The sequence below is a fragment of the Pelagerythrobacter marensis genome (genome assembly GCF_036700095.1).
GTDB classification, from domain to species: domain Bacteria; phylum Pseudomonadota; class Alphaproteobacteria; order Sphingomonadales; family Sphingomonadaceae; genus Pelagerythrobacter; species Pelagerythrobacter marensis_A.
The window spans coordinates 1,554,014-1,573,988 of the sequence record NZ_CP144918.1 but is presented as its reverse complement, the minus strand read 5'-3'; the positions used below and the strand labels follow the sequence as shown (position 1 = coordinate 1,573,988).

The window sequence follows — 19,975 nt, the reverse complement described above, 5'->3', positions numbered from 1 at the left end:
GACTTCAGGTTTATGGCCCGAACCGCAAGAATCTCCCGTGCCGCTCCGCCGTTCCCTCGCCGGACAAAGGCGCCTAAGGCCTTGCGCCATGTTCACTGCGACCCCCGCCCTGCCCCCGATCCTCGACCTTGCGGGCACCGCGATCTTCGCGCTGACCGGCGCGCTGCTCGCCGCGCGCTTGCGGCAGACATTCGTCACGATGGCATTCTTCGCGCTGGTGACCGGCGTGGGGGGCGGCTCGTTGCGCGACATGCTGATCGGCGCGCCGGCCTTCTGGCTGCGCGATCCGTGGGTGGCGCTGGTGGTGTTCGGAACGGCACTGGCCGCCTGGTTCACCCCGCGCCGCTGGTGGGAGGGGAGCTTGCTGGAATGGGCCGACGCCGCGGGGCTTGCGGCCTTTGCCGTGCTCGGCGCCGCCAAGGCCCTGGCGTTCGGAGTCGATCCCCTGCCCGCTGCGGTTCTGGGCGTGGTGACGGGATGCGCGGGCGGCGTCGTGCGCGATGTGATCGCAGGGGTCCCCTCGATCATCATGCGGCCCGAACTCTACGTCACGGCAGCGGCGCTATCCGCCGGGCTGACGGTCGCCGGCAGCGTCGCCGGATTCGGGCCGGCGTGGATCTGGGGCATCGCCTGGGTCGCCGGCTTCGCCCTGCGCGGCGCGGCGATCCAGTGGCAGCTCGCCCTGCCCGGCTATCGCGAGCGTGAGCGCAAACGCAGGGACGGGGACGGGGAAAGCTGAACCCGCGCGCGACCCGGCGCGCGATCAGTAATCGTCGTAACCCGGTTCGCCCGGCAGCGGACCGCCGGGATAGGCCGGACGGGCGGCGGAAGCAGGCGGCCCGTCCGCATTGTTCCAGGCGGCCGAATAGACCTCGTCGCTATGTTGTCCATTGCGCGCCTGCGTCCGATAGGTCACGCCGCGCCGGCCGTAATCGATATCCTCGATCCGCCCGTCGTTTCCGATGCGGCAGGTGAAGGCTTGCCCGTCGTAGAGCGTTCCGCGAACCTGCCAGCCCCGGGATGTGCGATCGACCCCGTCGACCGAGGCCACCCGCGCATCGCGCTCGATTTCCGCGACGCACATGTCGGCCGCACGGTCGAGACCGTCGCCGCGATACCCCCGGTCGGGCGAGCGATAGTCGCGTCGCGGCTCGTATCGGTCGTTGTCGATCGAACTCGCCACCGCGGCGATGCCGCCCAGGATCAGGGCCCCGGCAATCACGTCGCCGGCGTCGATTCCCCTGTCGCGGTGGCGATGATGACGATGCCGGTGGCGGTCGCGCCGGTGATGCCAGCGCGATCGCTCCGCAATCACGCCGGCGTCGCCCCATGCCGGATCGGCCTGCGCGGCACCGACCGGGCCCGGCGCGGGAAGCTCCGCCGCAGCAACGGGCGCGGCAACGGGCGCGGCGGCCATCGACAGCGCGGCAAGCCCGGCAAAGGCGAAGGTCGGTTTGCGGTGACGAATCATGGGCGTGAACCTGTTACATACAAAAATGCGGACCGGGCCGGCGTTCGGGCGCGGGCCGGGCGATCCGGCATGTCGCCACCCGGAACGCCGGCGCTTCCCCCGGATATCCTTAGCGAAGACCGCGGATACCACTGTAGTCGATGTCGTAAACCCGCCCGCGGCTGATGCGGCAGGTGAACTTGCCACGGTCGTAACCCCGGTTGCGGTCGTAGCGGCCATAACCGCGGCGGTCATAGCGGTCATAGCGGTCATACCTGTCGTAGCGATCGTAACGGTCATAGCGGCCGTAGCGGCCATCGACCACGAGCCGGCCCCGCACGCGCAAGTTCCCCCGGCGGCCGTCCACATCGCGAATTTCGGTCACATTCGCGGAACGATAGCCATAGCGGCGCGCATCGTTCTCCACCGCGGCGACGCAGCGCTGGACCGCACCCCGCGCGCCGTAGCGATATCCGCGGCGGTCGCGGTAACGATCGCGCCGGTCGTCGCCGTCGAACGCACCGGCAAGGGCGGCAATGCCGCCGATAATCACGGCCCCGGCGATCACGTCGCCGGCGTCGATTCCGTCGTCATGGTCCCGCGCCATTGCGGGGGCGGCCGAAGTCATCGCCATCGCGCCTGCCGCGACGGTCCCGACCAGGGCTTTGGTAATGGTCTTCATGGCTCTTTCCTCGCTGGCCGGAACGGGATTGCTCCGGATCACGCGTGCCGTTGTAGAACACGGGCCGTGAGACGAGGCTGAACTGGCAAGACAGCGGGAGTTCAGGAAAAGGGGGCTTAACCTGAACGCCGCTGTCCTGCAGCCTATTCGGCGCCGGCTTCGCTCGTTTCCGCGGCGGGCGTTTCGAGGCCGGTCCAGTGGGCGAGGAAGCCGAGCACGTCGGCCCCTTCCTCGATCGCCTTGTCGGTCGGCTTGCCGCTGCCGTGGCCCGCCCGCGTCTCGATGCGGATCAGCCGCGGCTTGCTGCCCAGATCGGCGGCCTGGAGCGCGGCGGCATATTTGAAGCTGTGCCCCGGCACCACGCGGTCGTCGGTATCCGCCGTGGTGACCAGGATCGCCGGATAGTCCACGCCCGACCGGATGTTGTGATAGGGGGAATAGGCGCGCAGGATGCGGAAATCGGCCTCTTTCGAAGGGTCGCCGTAATCGTCCACCCAGTACCGTCCGGCCGTCCAGCGATTGAAACGCAGCATGTCCATCACGCCCACGGCGGCATTGGCCGCATCGAACAGGTCGGGCCGCTGGTTGACCACCGCGCCGACCAGCAGGCCGCCGTTGGACCCGCCCTGGATCGCCAGCCCGCCATCGCTCGTATAGCCGTTCGCCTTCAGATATTCGCCGGCGGCGATGAAATCGTCGAACACGTTCTGCTTGTTCGCCAGGCGGCCGGCATCGTGCCAAGCCTTGCCATATTCGCCGCCGCCGCGAATATTGGCGAGCGCGAACACGCCCCCGGCCTGAAGCCAGGCCATGCGCGAGGCGGAGAACCCGGGCGTCAGCGAAACGTCGAACCCGCCATAGCCGTAAAGCAGCGTCGGCGCCGGACCGGTCACGTCCTTGCGGCGGACGATGAACATCGGCACCCGGGTGCCATCCTTCGAGGTGTAGAACTTCTGCTCGGTAACGAAGCGGTCGGGATCGAACGTCAGTTCCGGCGCGGCAAAGGTGCTCGTCTCGCCGGTGTCGACGTTCAGCCGATAGATCGTGCCGGGCCGGTTGAAGCTGGTAAACGTATAGAACGTTTCCGGGTCGCCCGACTTGCCGCCGAACCCGCCGGCCGTTCCCAGTTCGCCCAGCGCGATATCGTCGAGCGGATTGCCCTGCAGGTCGAACACCGCGGCGCGTGTCGTCGCGTCTTTCAGATAGGTGACGATCAGCTTGTCGCCGACGATCGACGCGCTGTCGATCGGCTGCTCGCTTTCGGGCACCACGGTCGTCCACTCCGGCGTGGCGGCGGAAAGGTCGGTCGTGACGATGCGATAGCGCGGCGCATCCTTGTTGGTGACGAAGAATGCCCGCGTGCCGATCGTGTCGATCGGGTTCCACGCGTTCTCGAACCCGGTCACCAGCGGGCGCGCCTGCCACGCGCCGCTTTCATCGGCAAAGTCGATCACATGGACTTCGTACTTGGCATCGGTGCCCAGCGAGCTGATGACGAAGCCCCAACGCCCGTCGTCGGACACGCCGAGGCCGTGGCCGCGCTCGGGGTGGTCGGGCGTCGCGAAGACCATGCGATCCTGCGACTGCGGCGTGCCCAGCTCGTGATACCAGACCGCCTGGTTGTAATTGAGCGCCTGGAAATCCTGCCCTTCCTCCGGCTCCGGGAAGCGCGAATAGAAGAAGCCCTTGTTGCCCAGCCATGAAATGCCGGTGAACTTGGCCCAGCGGATCTCGTCCTCCAGCGGCTCGCCCGTCTCGACGTCGAGCACGCGGATGATGCGCCAGTCGGTCCCGCCGTCCTGCACGGCATAGGCCAGCCGCGTGCCGTCTTCGGAAGGCTCCCACCCGGCGAGCGCGGTCGCGCCGTCGTCCGCCCAGGTATTGGGATCGATCAGCAGGCGCGGCTCGGCATCGAGGCCGTGGCGAACGTAAAGCGGGCTCTGGTTCTGCAAGCCGCTGTTACGGGTGTAGAAATAGTATTCGCCCGCCTTCTGCGGGATGCCAAAGCGCTCGTAATCCAGCAGCGCGCCGATCCGCTGTTTGAACCACTCGTTCGCAGGCAGGGCCTTGAGATAGGCGTCGGTAAATTCGCTCTGCGTCTTTACCCAGGCGGCGACTTGCGCATCGTTGCGCACGTCCGCCTCCAGCCAGCGATAAGGATCGGCGATCTCTTCGCCGAACAGCGTTTCGACCACCTCGCCGGTGCGGGTCTCGGGGTATTCGGGCAAGGGAACCTCTTGAGCGGAAAGCGGGGCGGCGATGGCAAGCGTGAGTGCAGATGCCGCAAGCGCGGCGGAACGGAGGCGCATTGTGATCTCCCGAAGAGCCTGTTCGATGGTTGCCGATGTAACCGTCACGCGCCCGTTTGCAATCGAAACGGACCGGCTAATCCGCCGTCGCCGCGAGCACGTCGCGGGTGAACGCCGCGATGTCGAAGCGCGTCCCCGCCGGATCCTCCCCGCGGCGGACGATCACCACGTCCCGACTGGGCACGATGACCACGAACTGCCCTCGGTTGCCCATCGCGGCGTAAGTGTCGGGCGGCACGCCGTCGCTGTCGTTGAACAGCCAGAAGCCGGCGCCATAGCCGAACGGCCCATCGGGCTGCGGGCCGCTCGGGCTGGAGACATAGCGCGCCCAGCCTTCGGGCAGCACGCGCTCGCCGTTCCACATCCCGTCGTCCAGATAGAGCTGCCCGAGCGTGGCGAGATCGCGCGCGGTCGACCAGACCTGGCTGGAAAGGATGTAATTCCCCTGCCAGTCGCGCTCCGCCACCGTGTCCGTCATGCCGAGACGGGCGAAGAACGCTTCGGGCGGGTTCTGTTCGAACGTGCCCTCGATCGCCTTGATCGCCATCAGCGTGTCGTTGTTGGCATAGCGATAGACGGTGCCGGGGGGATGGATCAGCGGCCAGGTTGCGGCGCGCTCGTCGACGCTCGCGCCGCCGAAATAGACCGGATCGGTGCGATTGCCCGCGGTGTCGGAATAGCGGCCCGAGGCCATGCGCAGCAGGTGATCGATCGTGATCCGCGAACGCGCGTCGGCCGGCCCCTGGCCCAGCCCGGCCGGTTGCGCCGTGTCCACATCTCCGCGCTGGACGGCGGCACCGACGAGAGTCGCCGCGATGCTTTTCGCCACCGACCAGGTGCGCTGCGGCACGTCGGGACCGAATCCGTCGGCATAGATTTCGCCCAGGGTTTCGCCGTCGCGGCGCACCAGCACCGCCGTCGTGCGCGTTCCTTCGCCGTACTGCGGCGAAAAGCCTGCCCGCATCGCCCGCGCCAGAGCCGTGCCTGGCGGCGCGACGAGCGGCGCGGACGGGGCCGGCTCGGCCGTTCGCACGGTGTCGATCGGCGGTAGCCCGCCCCCGATCGGCAGCAGGTGGCAGCCTCGCTGCGAATCGTGATCGGCGATGCGCGGGGGCATGTCGTCGGCCCACGCGACCCTGACGTGGCTGACCTGCCCGTCCCCCTGGCCCCGAACGACTTCGAATGGCAGATCGGGCACGATCGTATCGAGCGGGGCCTGAATGCCCGCCAGTTCCCATTCCGTCACGCTTTCGGGCGTCCGCTCCGCCCCCGCGCGCTCCGCATTGGCGATGGCGCTGCACAGGAACAGCGCCTTGTACCCGGCGGCCAGCGCGCGGTCGTAGCGGGCGTCGAGCGCCTCCTGCTGGCTCTGCGCGAGTGCGGGTATGGGGGCGAGAAGCGCGGCTGCGGCGAGGATATGGCGGATCATGCGCCGTCTTGTGCCACGCGTTTGCGCGCAGTCAAACGAAAGGGCCGCAGAGTTTCCCCCGCGGCCCTTCGCGCGAGTCCCCGCGCAGGCGGGGACCTCAGGCAATTCGAGAAGCGCTTGTTGCACGAGGTCCCCGCCTTCGCGGGGACTCACCTTTTGCCTCAGGCGTCTTCGAGATCGTCCTCGTCGCTCGTGACGGGGCCCGAATCCTGGCCCTTCGCCTCGACATCGCGGTCGACCAGTTCGATCACCGCCATCTGCGCCGCGTCGCTTTCGCGATAGCCGGCCTTGATCACGCGGGTATAGCCGCCCTCGCGGTCGGCATAGCGTTCGGCGAGAACGTCGAACAGCTTCCTGAGCTGCGTCTCGTCGCCCAGGCGGCTCATCGCCAGGCGGCGATTGCTGAGGCCGCCGCGCTTGGCCAGCGTGATCAGCTTTTCGACATAGGGGCGCAGTTCCTTGGCCTTGGGGGCCGTGGTCAGGATCTGCTCGTGCTTGATCAGCGCCGCCGCCATGTTGCGGAACAGGGCCTTGCGGTGCCCGGTCTTGCGCTGCAGCTTGCGGCCGGAAATCTTGTGACGCATTTCTCGTTACTCCGTTCGTAAGGGGCCCGTATGAGGTAGCCCGGTCCTGGCCGAATTGCGGGTCGGCCGTTTGCCCTCGGGTCGCGTGTCCCCGCGAAGGCGGGGACCTCAGGCAGCAGGCGAAGCGCCAGTGGCCCGAGGCCCCGGCCTTCGCCGGGGCTCACGCTATTCATCAGCCAAGCAGTTCCTGTTCGAGCTTCTTGGCCATTTCCTCGATGTTCTCCGGCGGCCAGCCGGGGATGTCCATGCCGAGGCGCAGACCCATCGACGAGAGCACTTCCTTGATCTCGTTCAGCGACTTGCGGCCGAAGTTCGGCGTGCGGAGCATCTCGGCCTCGGTCTTCTGGACCAGGTCGCCGATATAGATGATGTTGTCGTTCTTGAGGCAATTGGCCGAACGCACCGACAGCTCGAGCTCGTCGACCTTCTTGAGCAGGTAACGGTTGAGCTGGTTGGCGTCGCTTTCTTCCGGCTGCGCCGCCTGCCCGATCATGGTCGAGCTCGGCTGCGGAATGCCTTCCTCGAAGTGGACGAACAGCGTCAGCTGGTCCTGCAGGATGCGCGCGGCATAGGCCACGGCATCTTCCGGGGTGACGGTGCCGTCGGTTTCGACCGTGAGGTTCAGCTTGTCGAAGTCGAGCTCCTGCCCGACACGGGCGGCCTCGACCTTGTAGCTGACCTGGCGAACCGGCGAATAGAGCGAGTCGACCGGGATCAGGCCGATCGGCGCATCGGCCGGACGGTTCTGCACCGCGGGGACATAGCCCTTGCCGGTGTCGGCGGTCAGCTCCATGCTCAGCGTCGCGCCTTCGTCGAGATGGCAGATCACCAGATCCTTGTTCATCACCTCGATATCGCCCGACACGGCGATATCGCCGGCGGTGACTTCGCCCGGGCCGGTCTTGCTCAGCTGCAGCCGCTTGGGGCCTTCGCCTTCCATCTTGAGCGCGATCTGCTTGACGTTGAGCACGATGTCGGTCACGTCCTCGCGCACGCCGGCGAGCGAGGAGAACTCGTGCAGCACGTTCTCGATCTTGATCGAGGTGATCGCCGCGCCCTGGAGGCTGGAGAGAAGCACGCGGCGCAGCGCGTTGCCGAGCGTCAGGCCGAAGCCGCGCTCCAGGGGTTCCGCGACGAAAGTGGCCTTGCGCGATTTGTCGCCGACGGCCTTGATTTCGAGGCTGTTGGGCTTCTTGAGTTCCTGCCAGTTCTTGGTGTTGACGGCCATGGATTTCCCCTAGGGTTCGAATACGGGCGGGACCGGCTGCGCTGGTGGGCGCGTCCGGTCCGTCAGGGTCGGCGGCCTCGCGTCGTGCGCCAGGCCGCCGGGCAGGTACGGATCAGACGCGGCGACGCTTCGACGGCCTCACCCCGTTGTGCGGGATCGGGGTGACGTCGCGGATCGAAGTGATCGTGAAGCCGACCGCGGCGAGACCGCGCAGCGCGCTCTCGCGGCCCGATCCGGGGCCCTTCACTTCGACTTCCAGCGTGCGCACGCCGTGCTCGGCGGCTTTCTTACCCGCGTCGTCGGCAGCGACCTGGGCGGCATAGGGCGTCGACTTGCGGCTGCCCTTGAAACCCATCATGCCGGCGCTGGACCAGCTGATCGCATTGCCCTGCGCGTCGGTGATGGTGATCATGGTGTTGTTGAAGCTGGCGTTGATATGCGCGACGCCGCTCGAAATGTTCTTCTTGTCGCGCCGCCTGATCCGGCCGGGTTCGCGTGCCATTGGTTCGGTATCCTGTTCTTGAAAAGAAGTGACTGGAAGCGAAGCTTTGCGAAAAGCCTCCGCTTACTTCTTCTTGCCCGCGATGGGCTTCGCCTTGCCCTTGCGGGTGCGGGCATTGGTGTGCGTGCGCTGTCCGCGGACGGGCAGGCCGGCGCGGTGGCGCAGGCCGCGATACGAACGCAGGTCCATCAGGCGCTTGATGTTCATCGCGGTGGTGCGGCGAAGATCGCCTTCGACTTGGTAATCGGAGTCGATCGTTTCGCGGATCTGCAGGATCTCCGCATCGCTCAGGTCCTGAACGCGGCGGGAATGATCGATGCCGAGCTTGTCGGCAATCTGCACGGCCGTGGTGCGGCCGATACCGTGAATGTAGGTCAGCGCGATGATCACGCGCTTGTTGGTGGGGATATTTACCCCGGCAATACGAGCCACTTACTTCTCCATGCTCCACAGGGGCGGACCTGCCGGTTCGCCAGGCGAACGTGCGGCCTTCCCTATCTCATCGCTATCGTTCATCGGCGAAAGACGAATGCCGGAAATGGCAAAAAGTCCGAATGGCGCGCTTTCCATGCTGCCGCCTCTCGAACTACCCCGCAAATGCCGAATGAAGAGCGCGCTTAGGGCGATTCGCCGCGCGCGTCAACCGCTATGCGCGCGCATACGAACACGCCGCCCGATATGGGCGGTGGGGGGCCATAATGCAAGCGCAGCGTATATCAGCTTTTGGGCCGCGTCAAAAGACTAACGGGAATTTACCGGGATCGCGGCGGACCGCTGCCGTCTCAATGAAAACGGCTCTAATCGCCGGAGATGTCGCCGAACGCGTCTTCGACGCTTTTCCGCCCCGGGGTGTCGGCGGCGCTTTCCGATTCCTCTGCCGTATCTGCCCTATCCGCCTCGCCAGTCTCGGCCTTATCTGCCTGGGCCTTGTCCGCCGCCGGCCCGTCGCGCGGGCCGAGCAGGTCGGCCAGCCCCTCGATCTGCTGCGCCATCACGCCGTCGACGGCCTTGGCGATCGTTTCCGTATCATACCGCATATAACCGCCGACGACATATTCGAAAGTGATCGCGGTGCCTTCCCCGGCTTTGTCGAAAGCGATCGTGAGAACGCCGGTCGCCGCCTCGCTCTGCAACGGCCCCAGGGCGCCGCGCAGGCGAAGCGCGCTGTCCGGCGCGGCATAGATCACTTCCATGTGCTGAACGCTGCCGGCGAGACCGACGGTCTCGGCCGTCTCCACTTCGGGGATCCGTTCGCAGAAACAGCCGCCCGCCTGCGGCGTCAGAGTCATATTGGCCGCATCGCCCGACCAGGTGTGGTCGTCGCTCCACCACTTGGCCGGAGAGATCAGCGCCATCCACGCCTCGCGCGGGCCGGCCTCGACCGTCCGGGTGACACGGACCACGAACGAATCGTCGCCACGCTCGACCACTTCGGCAGAAGCCGGCGCCGAACAGGCGAGAACGCCGCCGAAGACCGCGGCGAGACAGCCGGACGGACGGGGCCACCGGATGGCGGGCAACGAGTATCTGGGCATCGGCATGTTCTCCCTCCACCCTGCCGCTATCTCACAGCCGCCGGGGAAGGCAAAGCCCCGGCGCACGACCGCAGCGGCGGACGCGACGGCGGTCCGGTCAGCCGAGAACGGCGTCGATCGCTTCGGTAACCTCGTCGATGCTCGCCATGCCGTCGATGCGGTTCACGATTCCGCGTTCGTCGTAGATCGGCAGGATCGGGGCGGTCTTGGCGCGATATTCGACCATTCGCGTGCGGACCGTTTCCTCGTTGTCGTCCGGGCGCCGCTTGAACTCGGTCCCGCCGCATTCGTCGCAAACGCCGGGCTTGGCCGGCTGCTTGAACGTATCGTGGTATCCCGCCCCGCAGTTGGCGCAGGTGAAACGGCCGGTGATCCGTTCGACCAGGGCATCTTCGTCCACCACCAGCTCGATCACATGGTCGAGCGACCGGTCGTGGCGGGCGAGGATCTCGTCGAGCGACCGGGCCTGCGCGGCGGTGCGCGGATAGCCGTCGAAGATCGCGCCCACTTCGGCGCCCATCGCGGTCAGCTCGGCATCGATCAGTTCGGAGACGATCTCGTCGGAAACCAGCTCGCCGCGGTCCATCACCGCCTTGGCCTTCATCCCGATCGGCGTGCCCGCCCTGACGGCACCGCGCAGCATGTCGCCGGTCGAAAGTTGCCGCATGCCGCGGCGCTGCTCCAGGCGTTGTGCCTGCGTGCCCTTGCCTGCCCCCGGAGGCCCGAGAAGGATAATATCCAAGCCGCTTCCCCTATTTTCTTCGCGGTTTCGATCAGCGCATGCGACCTTTCAGCTTCGCTTTCTTGATCAGGTCGCCGTACTGGTGTGCCAGCAGGTGCGACTGGATCTGGCTGATCGTGTCGACCGTGACGTTGACCACGATCAGCAGGCTGGTGCCGCCAAGGAACAGCGGAATGCCGGTCTGCGCGATCATGTATTCGGGGATCACGCAGACCAGGGTCAGGTAGATCGCGCCGATCACGGTAATGCGGGTCAGAACGTAGTCGAGGTAATCGGCCGTTCGCTTGCCCGGGCGAATGCCGGGAATGAAGCCGCCGTTCTTCTTCAGGTTCTCGCTCGTCTCTTCCGGGTTGAAGACCACGGCGGTGTAGAAAAAGCAGAAGAAGATGATCCCGATCGCATAGAGCAGCATGTAGATCGGCTGCCCGTGCGCCAGATACTGGTTGAGCCAGACGATCACGCTGCCGAACGTGCTTTCGGTGTCCACCTGATTGCCCGCGAACTGGCTGATCGTCAGCGGCAGCAGCAGCAGGGAACTGGCGAAAATCGGCGGGATCACGCCGGCGGTGTTCAGCTTGAGCGGCAAGTGGCTGCGATCGGCCTGCATTCCGCCGCGCTGGGTCGCGCGCTTGGGATACTGGATCAGCAGACGCCGCTGCGCGCGCTCCATGAAGCAGATGAACAGGATCAGGATCACGACCATCGCGACGAAACCGACGATGATGACCGGCGAGATCGAGCCGCTGCGGCCGCCTTCGAACATGTTCGCGGCAAAGCCCGGGAACTGCGCGACAATGCCGGCCATGATGATCAGCGACACGCCGTTGCCGATCCCGCGGCTGGTGATCTGCTCGCCCAGCCACAGCAGGAACATCGTCCCGCCGACCAGGCTGACCACGGCGCCCACGCGGAACATCATGCCCGGCTGGACCACCGCCTGCAGGCCGCTCTGCGCGGCATAGGCTTCAAGCCCGGAGGCGAGGAACCAGCCCTGGATCGCGCACAGGAACACCGTGCCATATCGGGTATACTGGTTGAGCTTCTGCCGCCCGGTCGCGCCCTCTTTCTTGAGCGCAGCGAGCGAGGGATGGAGCGCGGCGGCGAGCTGCACCACGATCGAGGCGGTGATGTACGGCATCACGCCCAGCGCGATCAGGCTCATCCGTTCCAGCGAACCGCCCGAGAACGTGTTGAAGAGATCGAGGATGCCGCCCCGCGCGGTATCGTACAGGTCCTGCAGCACCAGCGGGTTCACACCCGGCAGCGGAACGAAGCTGAGAAACCGGAACACGACCAGCGCACCGATAGTGAACCATATCCGGTTCTTGAGCTCGGTCGCCTTCGAGAAGTTGGCGAGGCTGAGATTGCTCGCGATATTGTCCGCGCGTGATGCCATGAGAAATGCTTGTGCCCTAACTCGGCGCCGGACCCTCCCGGCTCGGAAAGGCTAGATAGGGTGCGGGGGGCACGTTGTCGAACCCCCCGCCCCTATTTTTGCCGCTTACTCGGCCTTGGCGGCCTTGTTGGCCTCGCGCCGAGCGGTCTTCTTCTCGTCTTCCGACGGCTTCGCTTCGGCGACTTCCACCGAACCGCCGGCCTTCTCGACCGCCTGGATCGCACCCTTGCTGGCGCCGGTGACCTTGAACTGGACTTTCGCCTTCAGCTCGCCCTTGCCCAGCAGGCGCACGCCGTCCTTGCCGCCGCGCGCCAGGCCCGCGGCCTTGAGCGCCTCGTGGTCGACGACCTTCTTGGCATCGAGCTTGCCCGCGTCGATGAACTTCTGGACCATGCCCAGGTTCACTTCGGCATAGTCCTTGCCGAACGGATTGTTGAAGCCGCGCTTCGGCAGGCGCATGTGAAGCGGCATCTGGCCGCCTTCGAAGCCCTTGATGGCAACGCCCGAACGGCTCTTCTGCCCCTTCTGGCCGCGGCCGCCGGTCTTGCCCTTGCCCGAGCCGATGCCGCGCCCGACGCGGATGCGGCCCTTGCGGGCACCGGGGTTGTCACGGATGTCTGTCAGTTTCATGGTCTTGCACTCGCTTTCGCTTTTGTTCGCGCTTGATGTTCCATGCGGAAGAATGAGAACCCGCCCTGACGATCGGGCACATCGCTTTCTTCCACTCGCTCAACTTCTTCCCAGCTAATCGTCGCACCGCACCCGGCGGAAACATCAGCCAGCAGTGGCTCGGATCGGAGCGCTTCCAGCGCAACAGCCCTCGCCTCCTCTGGATCGGCTGCCTCGACCCATCGGGTCGTGTACCAGCCCATCAGTACCGGCACCCCATCCTCCTCCAGGGGAAAGTCATTCCCAAGGATGAGGAGGCGGTACCAAGTCAATCGACGATCGCAACCAGGTGCTGCACCTTGGCGATCGCGCCGCGCACCTCGGGGGTGTCCTGGCGCTCGACGATCTTGTGCATCTTGTCGAGGCCGAGCCCGACGAGGATCTTGCGCTGGCTTTCCGGCCGGCGGATCGGCGAACCGATCTGCTTGATCCTGATGGTCTTCTTCTTGTCAGCCATCGATCTTACTCCGCAATAGCCGCGGCGTCGGCCTCGGCCTCCGCCTCGCTGGCGCCACCGCGGCCGAGCAGGTCGGCGACCTTCTTGCCGCGACGCTGCGCAACCGACTTCGGCGAAGTCTGTTCCTGCAGCGCATCGAAAGTGGCGCGGATCATGTTGTAGGGGTTGGACGTGCCGACCGACTTGGTCACCACGTCGGCCACGCCCAGGCTCTCGAACACGGCGCGCATCGGACCGCCGGCAATGATGCCGGTGCCCGGAGGCGCGGTGCGCAAGGTCACCTTGCCGGCACCGAAACGGCCGTTGCCGTCGTGGTGCAGCGTGCGGCCTTCCTTCAGCGGAACGCGGATCATCTTCTTGCGCGCCGAAGCGGTCGCCTTCGAAATCGCTTCGGGCACTTCGCGCGCCTTGCCGTGGCCGAAACCGACCCGGCCCGAACCGTCGCCGACCACGACCAGCGCCGCAAAGCCGAAGCGCTTGCCGCCCTTCACCGTCTTCGAAACGCGGTTGATGTGGACGAGCTTCTCGATGATGCCGTCGTCTTCTTCCTCGCGGCGGCCGCCGCGGCGATCGTCGCGACCGCGCCCGCGGCCACGACCGCCACCGCGGTCGCCGCCGCCGTCGCGCCCGCCCCGGCCGCGTCCGCGCGGCTGGGAAGGATCGCCGCCGGCAGCGGACTGGTTCTCGCCCGCTTCGGTCGGAGCCGTGGTCGAAATCGGGGTGGAGCCCGCATTGTCGATCTTCGGCTCTTCGGTCACGGCGTGTTCGGTCTCGGCCTTGGCCTCGACCGTTTCGACCTTGGTTTCTTCCGCCTTGGTCTCTTCGACCTTGGGCGTCTCGGTGTTTTCGGTCTTGTTTTCTTCAGCCATCATCAAAACTCCAGCCCGCCTTCGCGGGCGGCGTCGGCCAGCGCCTTGACGCGGCCGTGAAACAGGAACCCGCCGCGATCGAACACGACAGCGGTCACGCCCGCCTTCTTGGCAGCCGCGGCGATATCCTTGCCGACCTGCTTTGCAGCATCGACATTGGCGCCCGAGGCCTTGCCGCCCAGGGTCGACGCAGCAGCCAGGGTCCTGCCCTGCGTATCGTCGATAATCTGGGCATAGATATGCTTGCCGGTGCGATGAACCGACAGGCGCGGGCGATCGCCGGCACGACTGCGCAAAGCCGTGCGAACACGGCGACGGCGGCGTTCGAAAAGGGAAAGCTTGGCCATCTTACTTCTTCTTCCCTTCCTTGCGGAAGATGTACTCACCGCGATACTTGATGCCCTTGCCCTTGTACGGCTCGGGCTTGCGCCAACGGCGGATCTCTGCGGCGAACTGCCCGACGGACTGTTTGTCGATCCCGCTGATCTCGACCGTGGTCTGGTCGGGGGTCTTCACCTCGATACCCTCGGGCACGTCGAGATCGACGTCGTGACTGAAGCCGAGCTGCAGCTTGAGCTTACGCCCCTGAGCCTGCGCGCGGAAACCGACGCCCGAAATCTCGAGCACTTTGGTGTAGCCTTCGGTCACGCCTTCCACGAGATTGGAAACGAGCGTGCGCTGCATCCCCCAGAAATCGCGCGAACGGCGGCTGTCGTTGGCCGGCTGCACCGAAATCTCGTCGTTCTCGAGCTTGTAGACCACTTCGTCCACAAGCCCCATCGAAAGGGTGCCTTTCGGCCCTTTCACGGTCAGCGTTCCGTTATCGATCGTGGCAGTGACCCCGCTCGGGATCGCTACCGGCTTCTTGCCGATGCGGCTCATCAGAACACCTCCGCCAGCACTTCACCGCCGACGTTCTGAGTGCGCGCCTCGTTGTCCGAGAGCACGCCCTTGGGCGTCGAGACGATAGTGATGCCGAGGCCGTTGCGGACGGTCGGAAGTTCCTTCGAACCCGAATAGATCCGGCGACCCGGCTTGGAGACACGGGCGACATGCTTGATCGCAGGCTCACCCTCGAAATACTTCAGTTCGATCCGCAGCGCGGGGTGCTTGCCGGTCGAATCTTCGCTGTAGCCACGGATGTAGCCTTCGCGCTGAAGAACCTCGAGCACGTTCGCACGCAGCTTGGAAGCGGGCGAAAGGACGGAATCCTTCTTCGCCTGCTGGCCGTTGCGGATACGGGTGAGCATATCACCCAGGGGATCGGTCATAGCCATTTGTCAGTCCTCACCAGCTCGACTTGGTCAGGCCGGGAATCAGGCCCTTGTTGCCGAGGTCGCGCAGTTCGATGCGGTTGAGGCCGAACTTGCGGTAATAGCCGCGCGGGCGGCCGGTGGTGGTGCAACGGTTGCGCACACGGGTCGGATTTCCGTTACGCGGGATTTCCGCCATCTTCAGGCGCGCGATCAGCCGCTCGCTTTCGTCGAGCGACTCGTCATTGGCAATCGCCTTCAGTCGGGCGTACTTGCCCGCGTACTTCTTGACGAGCTTCTTACGACGCTCGTTCTTGTTGATGGAACTCAGTTTCGCCATTGGACTTAAGCTCTCTTTGCTTTCCTTGCGTTCAAGGGGCTGCTCACGCGGCCTCCTTCTTTTCGGCGGCCTGCTCCGCAGGGAACGGGAAACCGAACAGGCGCAACAGTTCGCGGGCTTCCTCGTCGGTCTTCGCCGTCGTGGTCACGATGATATCCATGCCCCGGACCTTCTCGATCTTGTCGTAGCTGATCTCGGGGAAGATGATCTGTTCCTTCAGACCCATCGCATAGTTGCCGCGCCCGTCGAAACTCTTCGGGTTCAATCCGCGGAAGTCGCGGATGCGCGGCATCGCGATAGTCACCAGGCGGTCGAGGAACTCATACATGCGTTCGCGGCGCAGGGTGACCTTGCAGCCGATCGGCATACCCTCGCGCAGCTTGAATTGCGCGATCGATTTTTTGGCCTTCGTGATAACCGGCTTCTGGCCGGCGATCAGAGCCATTTCCTCGGCCGCCACCTGGACCTTCTTCTTATCCTGGCTCGCCTCGCCCACGCCCATGTTGAGCGTGATCTTCTCCAGGCGCGGAACCTCGAGCCGGTTCTTGTAACCGAACTTCTCGGTCATCGCCTTGACGATCTGCTCGTCATAGCGGGCGCGCATGCGCGGAACGTACTTGTCAGCCATCGATAGTCTCCCCGGACTTGACGGCAATGCGGACCTTCTTCCCGTCCTTCTCTTCGAAACGGACGCGGGTCGGCTTGCCGTCCTTGGGATCGGCCACGGCCACCTTGGAGATCGGCATCGGCGCTTCGAAGCGGTCGATGCCACCTTGCGGGTTGGCCTGGCTCGGCTTGCGGTGACGGGCGGCGACGTTGATGCCCTCGACCACGATCTTGCCTTCCTTCGGCATGACCTTCTGGACAGTGCCGGTGCGGCCCTTGTCCTTGCCCGAGAGCACGACGACGCTGTCGCCCTTCTTGATCTTCGCGGCGGCCATTACAGCACCTCCGGAGCGAGCGAGATGATCTTCATGAACCCGCGGCCGCGCAGTTCGCGCACCACCGGGCCGAAGATACGCGTGCCGATCGGTTCCTCGTTCTTGTTGACGAGGACGGCGGCGTTCGAATCGAAACGGATCGCGCTGCCATCGGGACGGCGCACGTCCTTCTTCGTGCGCACGATCACCGCGCGGTGAACGTCGCCCTTCTTGACGCGGGCGCGCGGCTGCGCCTCCTTGACGGAGACGACGATCACGTCGCCGACGCTCGCGGTGCGGCGCTTCGACCCGCCCAGCACCTTGATGCACTGGACGCGCTTCGCGCCGCTGTTGTCCGCGACGTCTAGGTTCGATTGCATCTGAATCATCGATGCGGTTCCTTCTCAATGGCTTGCCGGAACGTGTCCGGCAGTTCCTTCAAATCGCTCAATTGCCGGTGGCTTCGACGTCGAGATCGGCCTCGACCGCCTGGACCCCGCCGGCCTTGACCGTGTCGATCACGCGCCAGGTCTTGGTCTTGGAGATCGGTCTGGTCTCTTCGATCCGGACGGTGTCGCCCAGCTTGTATTCGTTCGCTTCGTCGTGCGCGTGGTACTTCTTCGAACGGCGGATGATCTTCCCGTAAAGCGGGTGTTTCACCTTGCGCTCGACCAGCACGGTGACGGTCTTGTCGGTCTTGTCGGAGGTGACAGTCCCGATCAGGATACGCTTCGGCATTGTCTAGCTCCTCAAGCCTTGGCTTCGGCCGCGGCCGCGCGCTCGTTCTGCAGAGTCTTGATCTGCGCGATTTCGCGGCGGACCTGGCGAATCCGCGCCGGGGCTTCCAACTGGTTGGTCGCCGCCTGGAAGCGGAGGTTGAACTGCTCGCGCTTCAGCTCGGTGAGCTGGGCGTCGAGCTGGTCGTCGGTCTTGGTGCGGAGGTCTTCCATCTTGCTCACGATCAACCCTCCAGGTGCGAGTTGTCGCCGAGACGGGCAACAACCTTGGTCTTGACGGGAAGCTTCATCGCGGCGCGCTCGAACGCCTCGGCCGCGAGCGGGCCGGCAACGCCGTCCAGCTCGAACAGGATCCGGCCCGGCTTCACGCGGGCGGCCCAGTATTCGACCGAACCCTTGCCCTTGCCCTGGCGGACCTCGGCCGGCTTCTTCGACACCGGCACGTCGGGGAAAATGCGGATCCACAGGCGGCCCTGGCGCTTGATGTGGCGCGTGATCGCACGGCGCGCGGCCTCGATCTGGCGGGCGGTGATGCGTTCCGGTTCGAGCGCCTTGAGGCCGTACGAGCCGAAATTCAGCGTCGTGCCGCCCTTGGCGTCGCCCTTGATCCGGCCCTTGAAGGCCTTGCGGAACTTGGTTTTCTTCGGTTGCAGCATGTTATCTACTCAAGTTCGATGCTCAGCGCGCCGGACGGACGCCGGAGGTCTGCGATTCCATCATCAGACGGTCCTGCGCCGTCGGATCGTGGCCCAGGATCTCGCCTTTGAAGACCCACACCTTGATCCCGATGATGCCATAGGCGGTCAGCGCCTCGGCTTCGGCATAGTCGATGTTGGCGCGCAGCGTGTGCAGCGGCACGCGGCCTTCGCGGTACTGTTCGACACGGGCGATTTCCGCCCCGCCGAGACGGCCGCCGCAGACGATCTTGATGCCTTCGGCACCCAGACGCATGGCCGACTGCATCGCGCGCTTCATCGCGCGGCGGAAGGCCACGCGGCGCACGAGCTGGTCGGCAATGCCCTGCGCGACGAGCTTGGCATCGACTTCCGGCTTGCGGATCTCGACGATGTTCAGCTTCACCTCGCTCTCGGTCATCGACGAAAGCTTGGTGCGCAGCTTCTCGATATCCGCGCCCTTCTTGCCGATGATGACGCCGGGACGCGCGGCATAGATCGAAATGCGGCACAGCTTGGCCGGACGCTCGATCACGACCTTCGAGATCGCCGCCTGCGGCAGGCTCTCGATGATGTGCTTGCGGATCTCGATGTCTTCCTTGAGCAGCTTGGCATAGTCGCGCCCTTCGGCGTACCAGCGGCTGTCCCAGGTGCGGTTGATCTGCAGGCGCAGACCGATCGGATTGCTCTTCTGGCCCATCTTACGCCTCTTCCTGCTCGCGAACCACGATGCGCAGCCGGCTGAACGGCTTGAGGATGCGGGTGCTCTTGCCCCGTCCGCGCGTGTGGAAGCGCTTCATGGTAATCGACTTGCCGACGGAAGCTTCCGCCACCACCAGCGCGTCGACATCCAGGTCGTGGTTGTTCTCGGCATTGGCGATCGCCGAGGCGAGCACTTTCGATGCGTCCTTCGCCATCGCCTTCTTCGAGAACGCGAGAATGTTCAGCGCGTCCTCGGCCTTCTTGCCGCGGATCAGTTCGGCGACGAGATTCAGCTTCTGCGCCGAACCACGGATCGTGGTGCCGACGGCCAGAGCCTCGTTTTCGCCCACGCGGCGGGGAGCTTTCTGCTTGCCCATTAGCGCTTGCCCTTCTTGTCGGCGGCGTGGCCGGGGAACGTGCGCGTGGGCGCGAATTCACCGAGCTTGTGACCGACCATGTCTTCGGAGACCGAGACCGGGATGAACTTGTGGCCATTGTAGACGTTGAACGTCAGGCCGACGAATTGCGGAAGGATCGTGCTGCGACGCGACCAGGTCTTGATCGGCGCACGGCCACCCGCTTCCTGTGCGTCCTCGGCCTTCTTCAGAAGGCTGAGTTCGACGAACGGACCTTTCCAGACGGAACGAGCCATGTGACGATTACCTCTTCTTCTTCGCGTGGCGTGAACGGATAATCATCTTGTCCGTCGCCTTGTTCTTGCGGGTCCGGGCGCCCTTGGTCGGCTTGCCCCACGGGGTAACCGGGTGGCGGCCGCCCGAGGTGCGGCCTTCGCCGCCGCCGTGCGGGTGATCGACCGGGTTCTTGGCCACGCCGCGGGTGAGCGGCTTGACGCCCATCCAGCGGCGGCGGCCGGCCTTGCCCAGGTTCTGGTTCTGGTTGTCGGGGTTCGACACCGCGCCGACCGTACCCATGCAATCGGCCCGCAGGTAACGCTGCTCGCCCGAGTTGAGGCGCACGATCACCATGCCGCGATCGCGGCCCACCAGCTGGACGTAGGCGCCGGCGGAACGGGCGATCTGCCCGCCCTTGCCCGGCTTCATCTCCACGTTGTGGCAGATCGTGCCGACCGGCATCTGGCCCAGCAGCATCGCGTTGCCCGGCTTGGTGTCGGTCTTCTCGCCCGCCACCACCTTGTCGCCCACGGCAAGCCGCTGCGGCGCCAGGATATAGGCCAGCTCGCCATCGTCGTACTTGACCAGCGCGATGAACGCGGTGCGGTTGGGATCGTACTCGATCCGCTCGACCGTGCCCGCCACGTTCCACTTGCGACGCTTGAAGTCGACGTAGCGATACTTCTGCTTGTGGCCGCCGCCCATGCCGCGCGAGGTGACATGACCCTTGTTGTTGCGGCCGCCCGTCTTGCGCTTGCCTTCGGTCAGCGACTTGACCGGCTTGCCCTTGTACAGGCCGGACTTGTCGACAAGAATGAGGCCGCGGCGCGCGGGGCTCGTCGGTTTGTAGTTCTTGAGTGCCATA

General features: G+C 65.4%; 30 protein-coding genes. 1 reads left to right on the top strand and 29 read right to left on the bottom strand.

Features of this window, described 5'->3' with window-relative positions; translation table 11 throughout:
• The first annotated feature begins 88 nt into the window (after nt 1–88).
• Complete coding sequence (locus tag V5F89_RS07390; protein WP_338445018.1) at nt 89–739, top strand: trimeric intracellular cation channel family protein; 651 nt, start codon at nt 89–91, stop codon at nt 737–739.
• A 24-nt stretch (nt 740–763) separates the two neighbouring features.
• On the opposite strand, the gene V5F89_RS07385 is transcribed toward V5F89_RS07390, so the two are convergent.
• The 29 genes from V5F89_RS07385 to rplB form a co-directional block, all read right to left on the bottom strand.
• Nucleotides 764–1,471, bottom strand: coding sequence for a hypothetical protein (locus V5F89_RS07385; RefSeq protein ID WP_338445017.1), 708 nt, complete (start codon nt 1,469–1,471; stop codon nt 764–766).
• A gap of 109 nt (nt 1,472–1,580) precedes the next feature.
• Nucleotides 1,581–2,132: a hypothetical protein gene (locus V5F89_RS07380; protein ID WP_338445016.1), complete on the bottom strand. Its 552-nt coding sequence runs from the start codon at nt 2,130–2,132 to the stop codon at nt 1,581–1,583.
• 143 nt (nt 2,133–2,275) lie between these two features.
• The gene (locus V5F89_RS07375) at nt 2,276–4,441 is read right to left on the bottom strand and encodes a prolyl oligopeptidase family serine peptidase (RefSeq protein ID WP_338445015.1); all 2,166 of its coding nucleotides are present in this window, start codon (nt 4,439–4,441) and stop codon (nt 2,276–2,278) included.
• 76 nt (nt 4,442–4,517) lie between these two features.
• Nucleotides 4,518–5,870, bottom strand: coding sequence for a serine hydrolase (locus tag V5F89_RS07370; protein WP_338445014.1), 1,353 nt, complete (start codon nt 5,868–5,870; stop codon nt 4,518–4,520).
• Nucleotides 5,871–6,031: 161 nt separating this feature from the next.
• Nucleotides 6,032–6,454 carry a 50S ribosomal protein L17 gene (gene rplQ, locus V5F89_RS07365; protein ID WP_338445013.1) on the bottom strand — a complete coding sequence of 141 codons (423 nt, stop codon included), beginning with the start codon at nt 6,452–6,454 and terminating at the stop codon, nt 6,032–6,034.
• Nucleotides 6,455–6,626: 172 nt separating this feature from the next.
• Entirely contained in the window at nt 6,627–7,682 is a 1,056-nt protein-coding gene (locus tag V5F89_RS07360; RefSeq protein ID WP_338445012.1) for a DNA-directed RNA polymerase subunit alpha, read from the bottom strand.
• A gap of 112 nt (nt 7,683–7,794) precedes the next feature.
• A complete protein-coding gene (gene rpsK / locus V5F89_RS07355; protein WP_047805755.1) occupies nt 7,795–8,184 on the bottom strand; it encodes a 30S ribosomal protein S11 in 390 nt (129 codons plus the stop codon).
• A gap of 63 nt (nt 8,185–8,247) precedes the next feature.
• Nucleotides 8,248–8,616 (bottom strand): 30S ribosomal protein S13, encoded by a 369-nt coding sequence (gene rpsM / locus V5F89_RS07350; protein WP_338445011.1) that lies wholly within the window; start codon nt 8,614–8,616, stop codon nt 8,248–8,250.
• Nucleotides 8,617–8,981: 365 nt separating this feature from the next.
• A complete protein-coding gene (locus V5F89_RS07345) occupies nt 8,982–9,719 on the bottom strand; it encodes an SRPBCC family protein (RefSeq protein ID WP_338445010.1) in 738 nt (245 codons plus the stop codon).
• Nucleotides 9,720–9,816: 97 nt separating this feature from the next.
• Complete coding sequence (locus tag V5F89_RS07340) at nt 9,817–10,461, bottom strand: adenylate kinase (RefSeq protein ID WP_338445009.1); 645 nt, start codon at nt 10,459–10,461, stop codon at nt 9,817–9,819.
• Between the two features lie 31 nt (nt 10,462–10,492).
• On the bottom strand, nt 10,493–11,857 hold the full coding sequence (secY, locus tag V5F89_RS07335) for a preprotein translocase subunit SecY (RefSeq protein WP_338445008.1): 1,365 nt from the start codon (nt 11,855–11,857) through the stop codon (nt 10,493–10,495).
• 105 nt (nt 11,858–11,962) lie between these two features.
• The gene (gene rplO, locus V5F89_RS07330; RefSeq protein ID WP_338445007.1) at nt 11,963–12,487 is read right to left on the bottom strand and encodes a 50S ribosomal protein L15; all 525 of its coding nucleotides are present in this window, start codon (nt 12,485–12,487) and stop codon (nt 11,963–11,965) included.
• Complete coding sequence (locus V5F89_RS07325) at nt 12,484–12,798, bottom strand: hypothetical protein (RefSeq protein WP_338445006.1); 315 nt, start codon at nt 12,796–12,798, stop codon at nt 12,484–12,486. The genes rplO and V5F89_RS07325 overlap by 4 nt, the downstream gene beginning before the upstream one ends.
• Entirely contained in the window at nt 12,795–12,983 is a 189-nt protein-coding gene (rpmD, locus tag V5F89_RS07320) for a 50S ribosomal protein L30 (protein ID WP_338445005.1), read from the bottom strand. Before rpmD ends, V5F89_RS07325 begins: the two co-directional genes overlap by 4 nt.
• A gap of 5 nt (nt 12,984–12,988) precedes the next feature.
• Entirely contained in the window at nt 12,989–13,855 is an 867-nt protein-coding gene (gene rpsE / locus V5F89_RS07315) for a 30S ribosomal protein S5 (RefSeq protein WP_338445004.1), read from the bottom strand.
• The gene (gene rplR / locus V5F89_RS07310) at nt 13,855–14,199 is read right to left on the bottom strand and encodes a 50S ribosomal protein L18 (protein ID WP_338445003.1); all 345 of its coding nucleotides are present in this window, start codon (nt 14,197–14,199) and stop codon (nt 13,855–13,857) included. The genes rpsE and rplR overlap by 1 nt, the downstream gene beginning before the upstream one ends.
• Before the next feature lies 1 nt (nt 14,200).
• Nucleotides 14,201–14,734: a 50S ribosomal protein L6 gene (gene rplF, locus V5F89_RS07305; RefSeq protein WP_338445002.1), complete on the bottom strand. Its 534-nt coding sequence runs from the start codon at nt 14,732–14,734 to the stop codon at nt 14,201–14,203.
• On the bottom strand, nt 14,734–15,129 hold the full coding sequence (gene rpsH, locus V5F89_RS07300) for a 30S ribosomal protein S8 (RefSeq protein ID WP_160732493.1): 396 nt from the start codon (nt 15,127–15,129) through the stop codon (nt 14,734–14,736). Before rpsH ends, rplF begins: the two co-directional genes overlap by 1 nt.
• A 10-nt stretch (nt 15,130–15,139) precedes the next feature.
• On the bottom strand, nt 15,140–15,445 hold the full coding sequence (gene rpsN, locus V5F89_RS07295; protein WP_338445001.1) for a 30S ribosomal protein S14: 306 nt from the start codon (nt 15,443–15,445) through the stop codon (nt 15,140–15,142).
• Nucleotides 15,446–15,488: 43 nt separating this feature from the next.
• Nucleotides 15,489–16,073, bottom strand: a complete 585-nt coding sequence (rplE, locus tag V5F89_RS07290; protein WP_338445000.1) for a 50S ribosomal protein L5 — start codon at nt 16,071–16,073, stop codon at nt 15,489–15,491.
• Nucleotides 16,066–16,386 carry a 50S ribosomal protein L24 gene (gene rplX, locus V5F89_RS07285; RefSeq protein ID WP_338444999.1) on the bottom strand — a complete coding sequence of 107 codons (321 nt, stop codon included), beginning with the start codon at nt 16,384–16,386 and terminating at the stop codon, nt 16,066–16,068. Before rplX ends, rplE begins: the two co-directional genes overlap by 8 nt.
• Complete coding sequence (gene rplN / locus V5F89_RS07280) at nt 16,386–16,754, bottom strand: 50S ribosomal protein L14 (RefSeq protein ID WP_047805743.1); 369 nt, start codon at nt 16,752–16,754, stop codon at nt 16,386–16,388. Before rplN ends, rplX begins: the two co-directional genes overlap by 1 nt.
• A 58-nt stretch (nt 16,755–16,812) precedes the next feature.
• On the bottom strand, nt 16,813–17,103 hold the full coding sequence (gene rpsQ, locus V5F89_RS07275; RefSeq protein WP_338444998.1) for a 30S ribosomal protein S17: 291 nt from the start codon (nt 17,101–17,103) through the stop codon (nt 16,813–16,815).
• A gap of 11 nt (nt 17,104–17,114) precedes the next feature.
• Entirely contained in the window at nt 17,115–17,324 is a 210-nt protein-coding gene (rpmC, locus tag V5F89_RS07270) for a 50S ribosomal protein L29 (RefSeq protein WP_160732488.1), read from the bottom strand.
• 2 nt (nt 17,325–17,326) lie between these two features.
• Nucleotides 17,327–17,758 (bottom strand): 50S ribosomal protein L16, encoded by a 432-nt coding sequence (gene rplP, locus V5F89_RS07265; RefSeq protein ID WP_047805740.1) that lies wholly within the window; start codon nt 17,756–17,758, stop codon nt 17,327–17,329.
• A 22-nt stretch (nt 17,759–17,780) separates the two neighbouring features.
• Nucleotides 17,781–18,476, bottom strand: a complete 696-nt coding sequence (rpsC, locus tag V5F89_RS07260; protein ID WP_338444997.1) for a 30S ribosomal protein S3 — start codon at nt 18,474–18,476, stop codon at nt 17,781–17,783.
• Nucleotide 18,477: 1 nt separating this feature from the next.
• On the bottom strand, nt 18,478–18,855 hold the full coding sequence (rplV, locus tag V5F89_RS07255) for a 50S ribosomal protein L22 (RefSeq protein ID WP_160732485.1): 378 nt from the start codon (nt 18,853–18,855) through the stop codon (nt 18,478–18,480).
• On the bottom strand, nt 18,855–19,130 hold the full coding sequence (gene rpsS, locus V5F89_RS07250) for a 30S ribosomal protein S19 (protein ID WP_047805737.1): 276 nt from the start codon (nt 19,128–19,130) through the stop codon (nt 18,855–18,857). Before rpsS ends, rplV begins: the two co-directional genes overlap by 1 nt.
• A gap of 7 nt (nt 19,131–19,137) precedes the next feature.
• Nucleotides 19,138–19,974 carry a 50S ribosomal protein L2 gene (gene rplB / locus V5F89_RS07245; protein ID WP_338444996.1) on the bottom strand — a complete coding sequence of 279 codons (837 nt, stop codon included), beginning with the start codon at nt 19,972–19,974 and terminating at the stop codon, nt 19,138–19,140.
• Between the last annotated feature and the right edge of the window lies 1 nt (nt 19,975).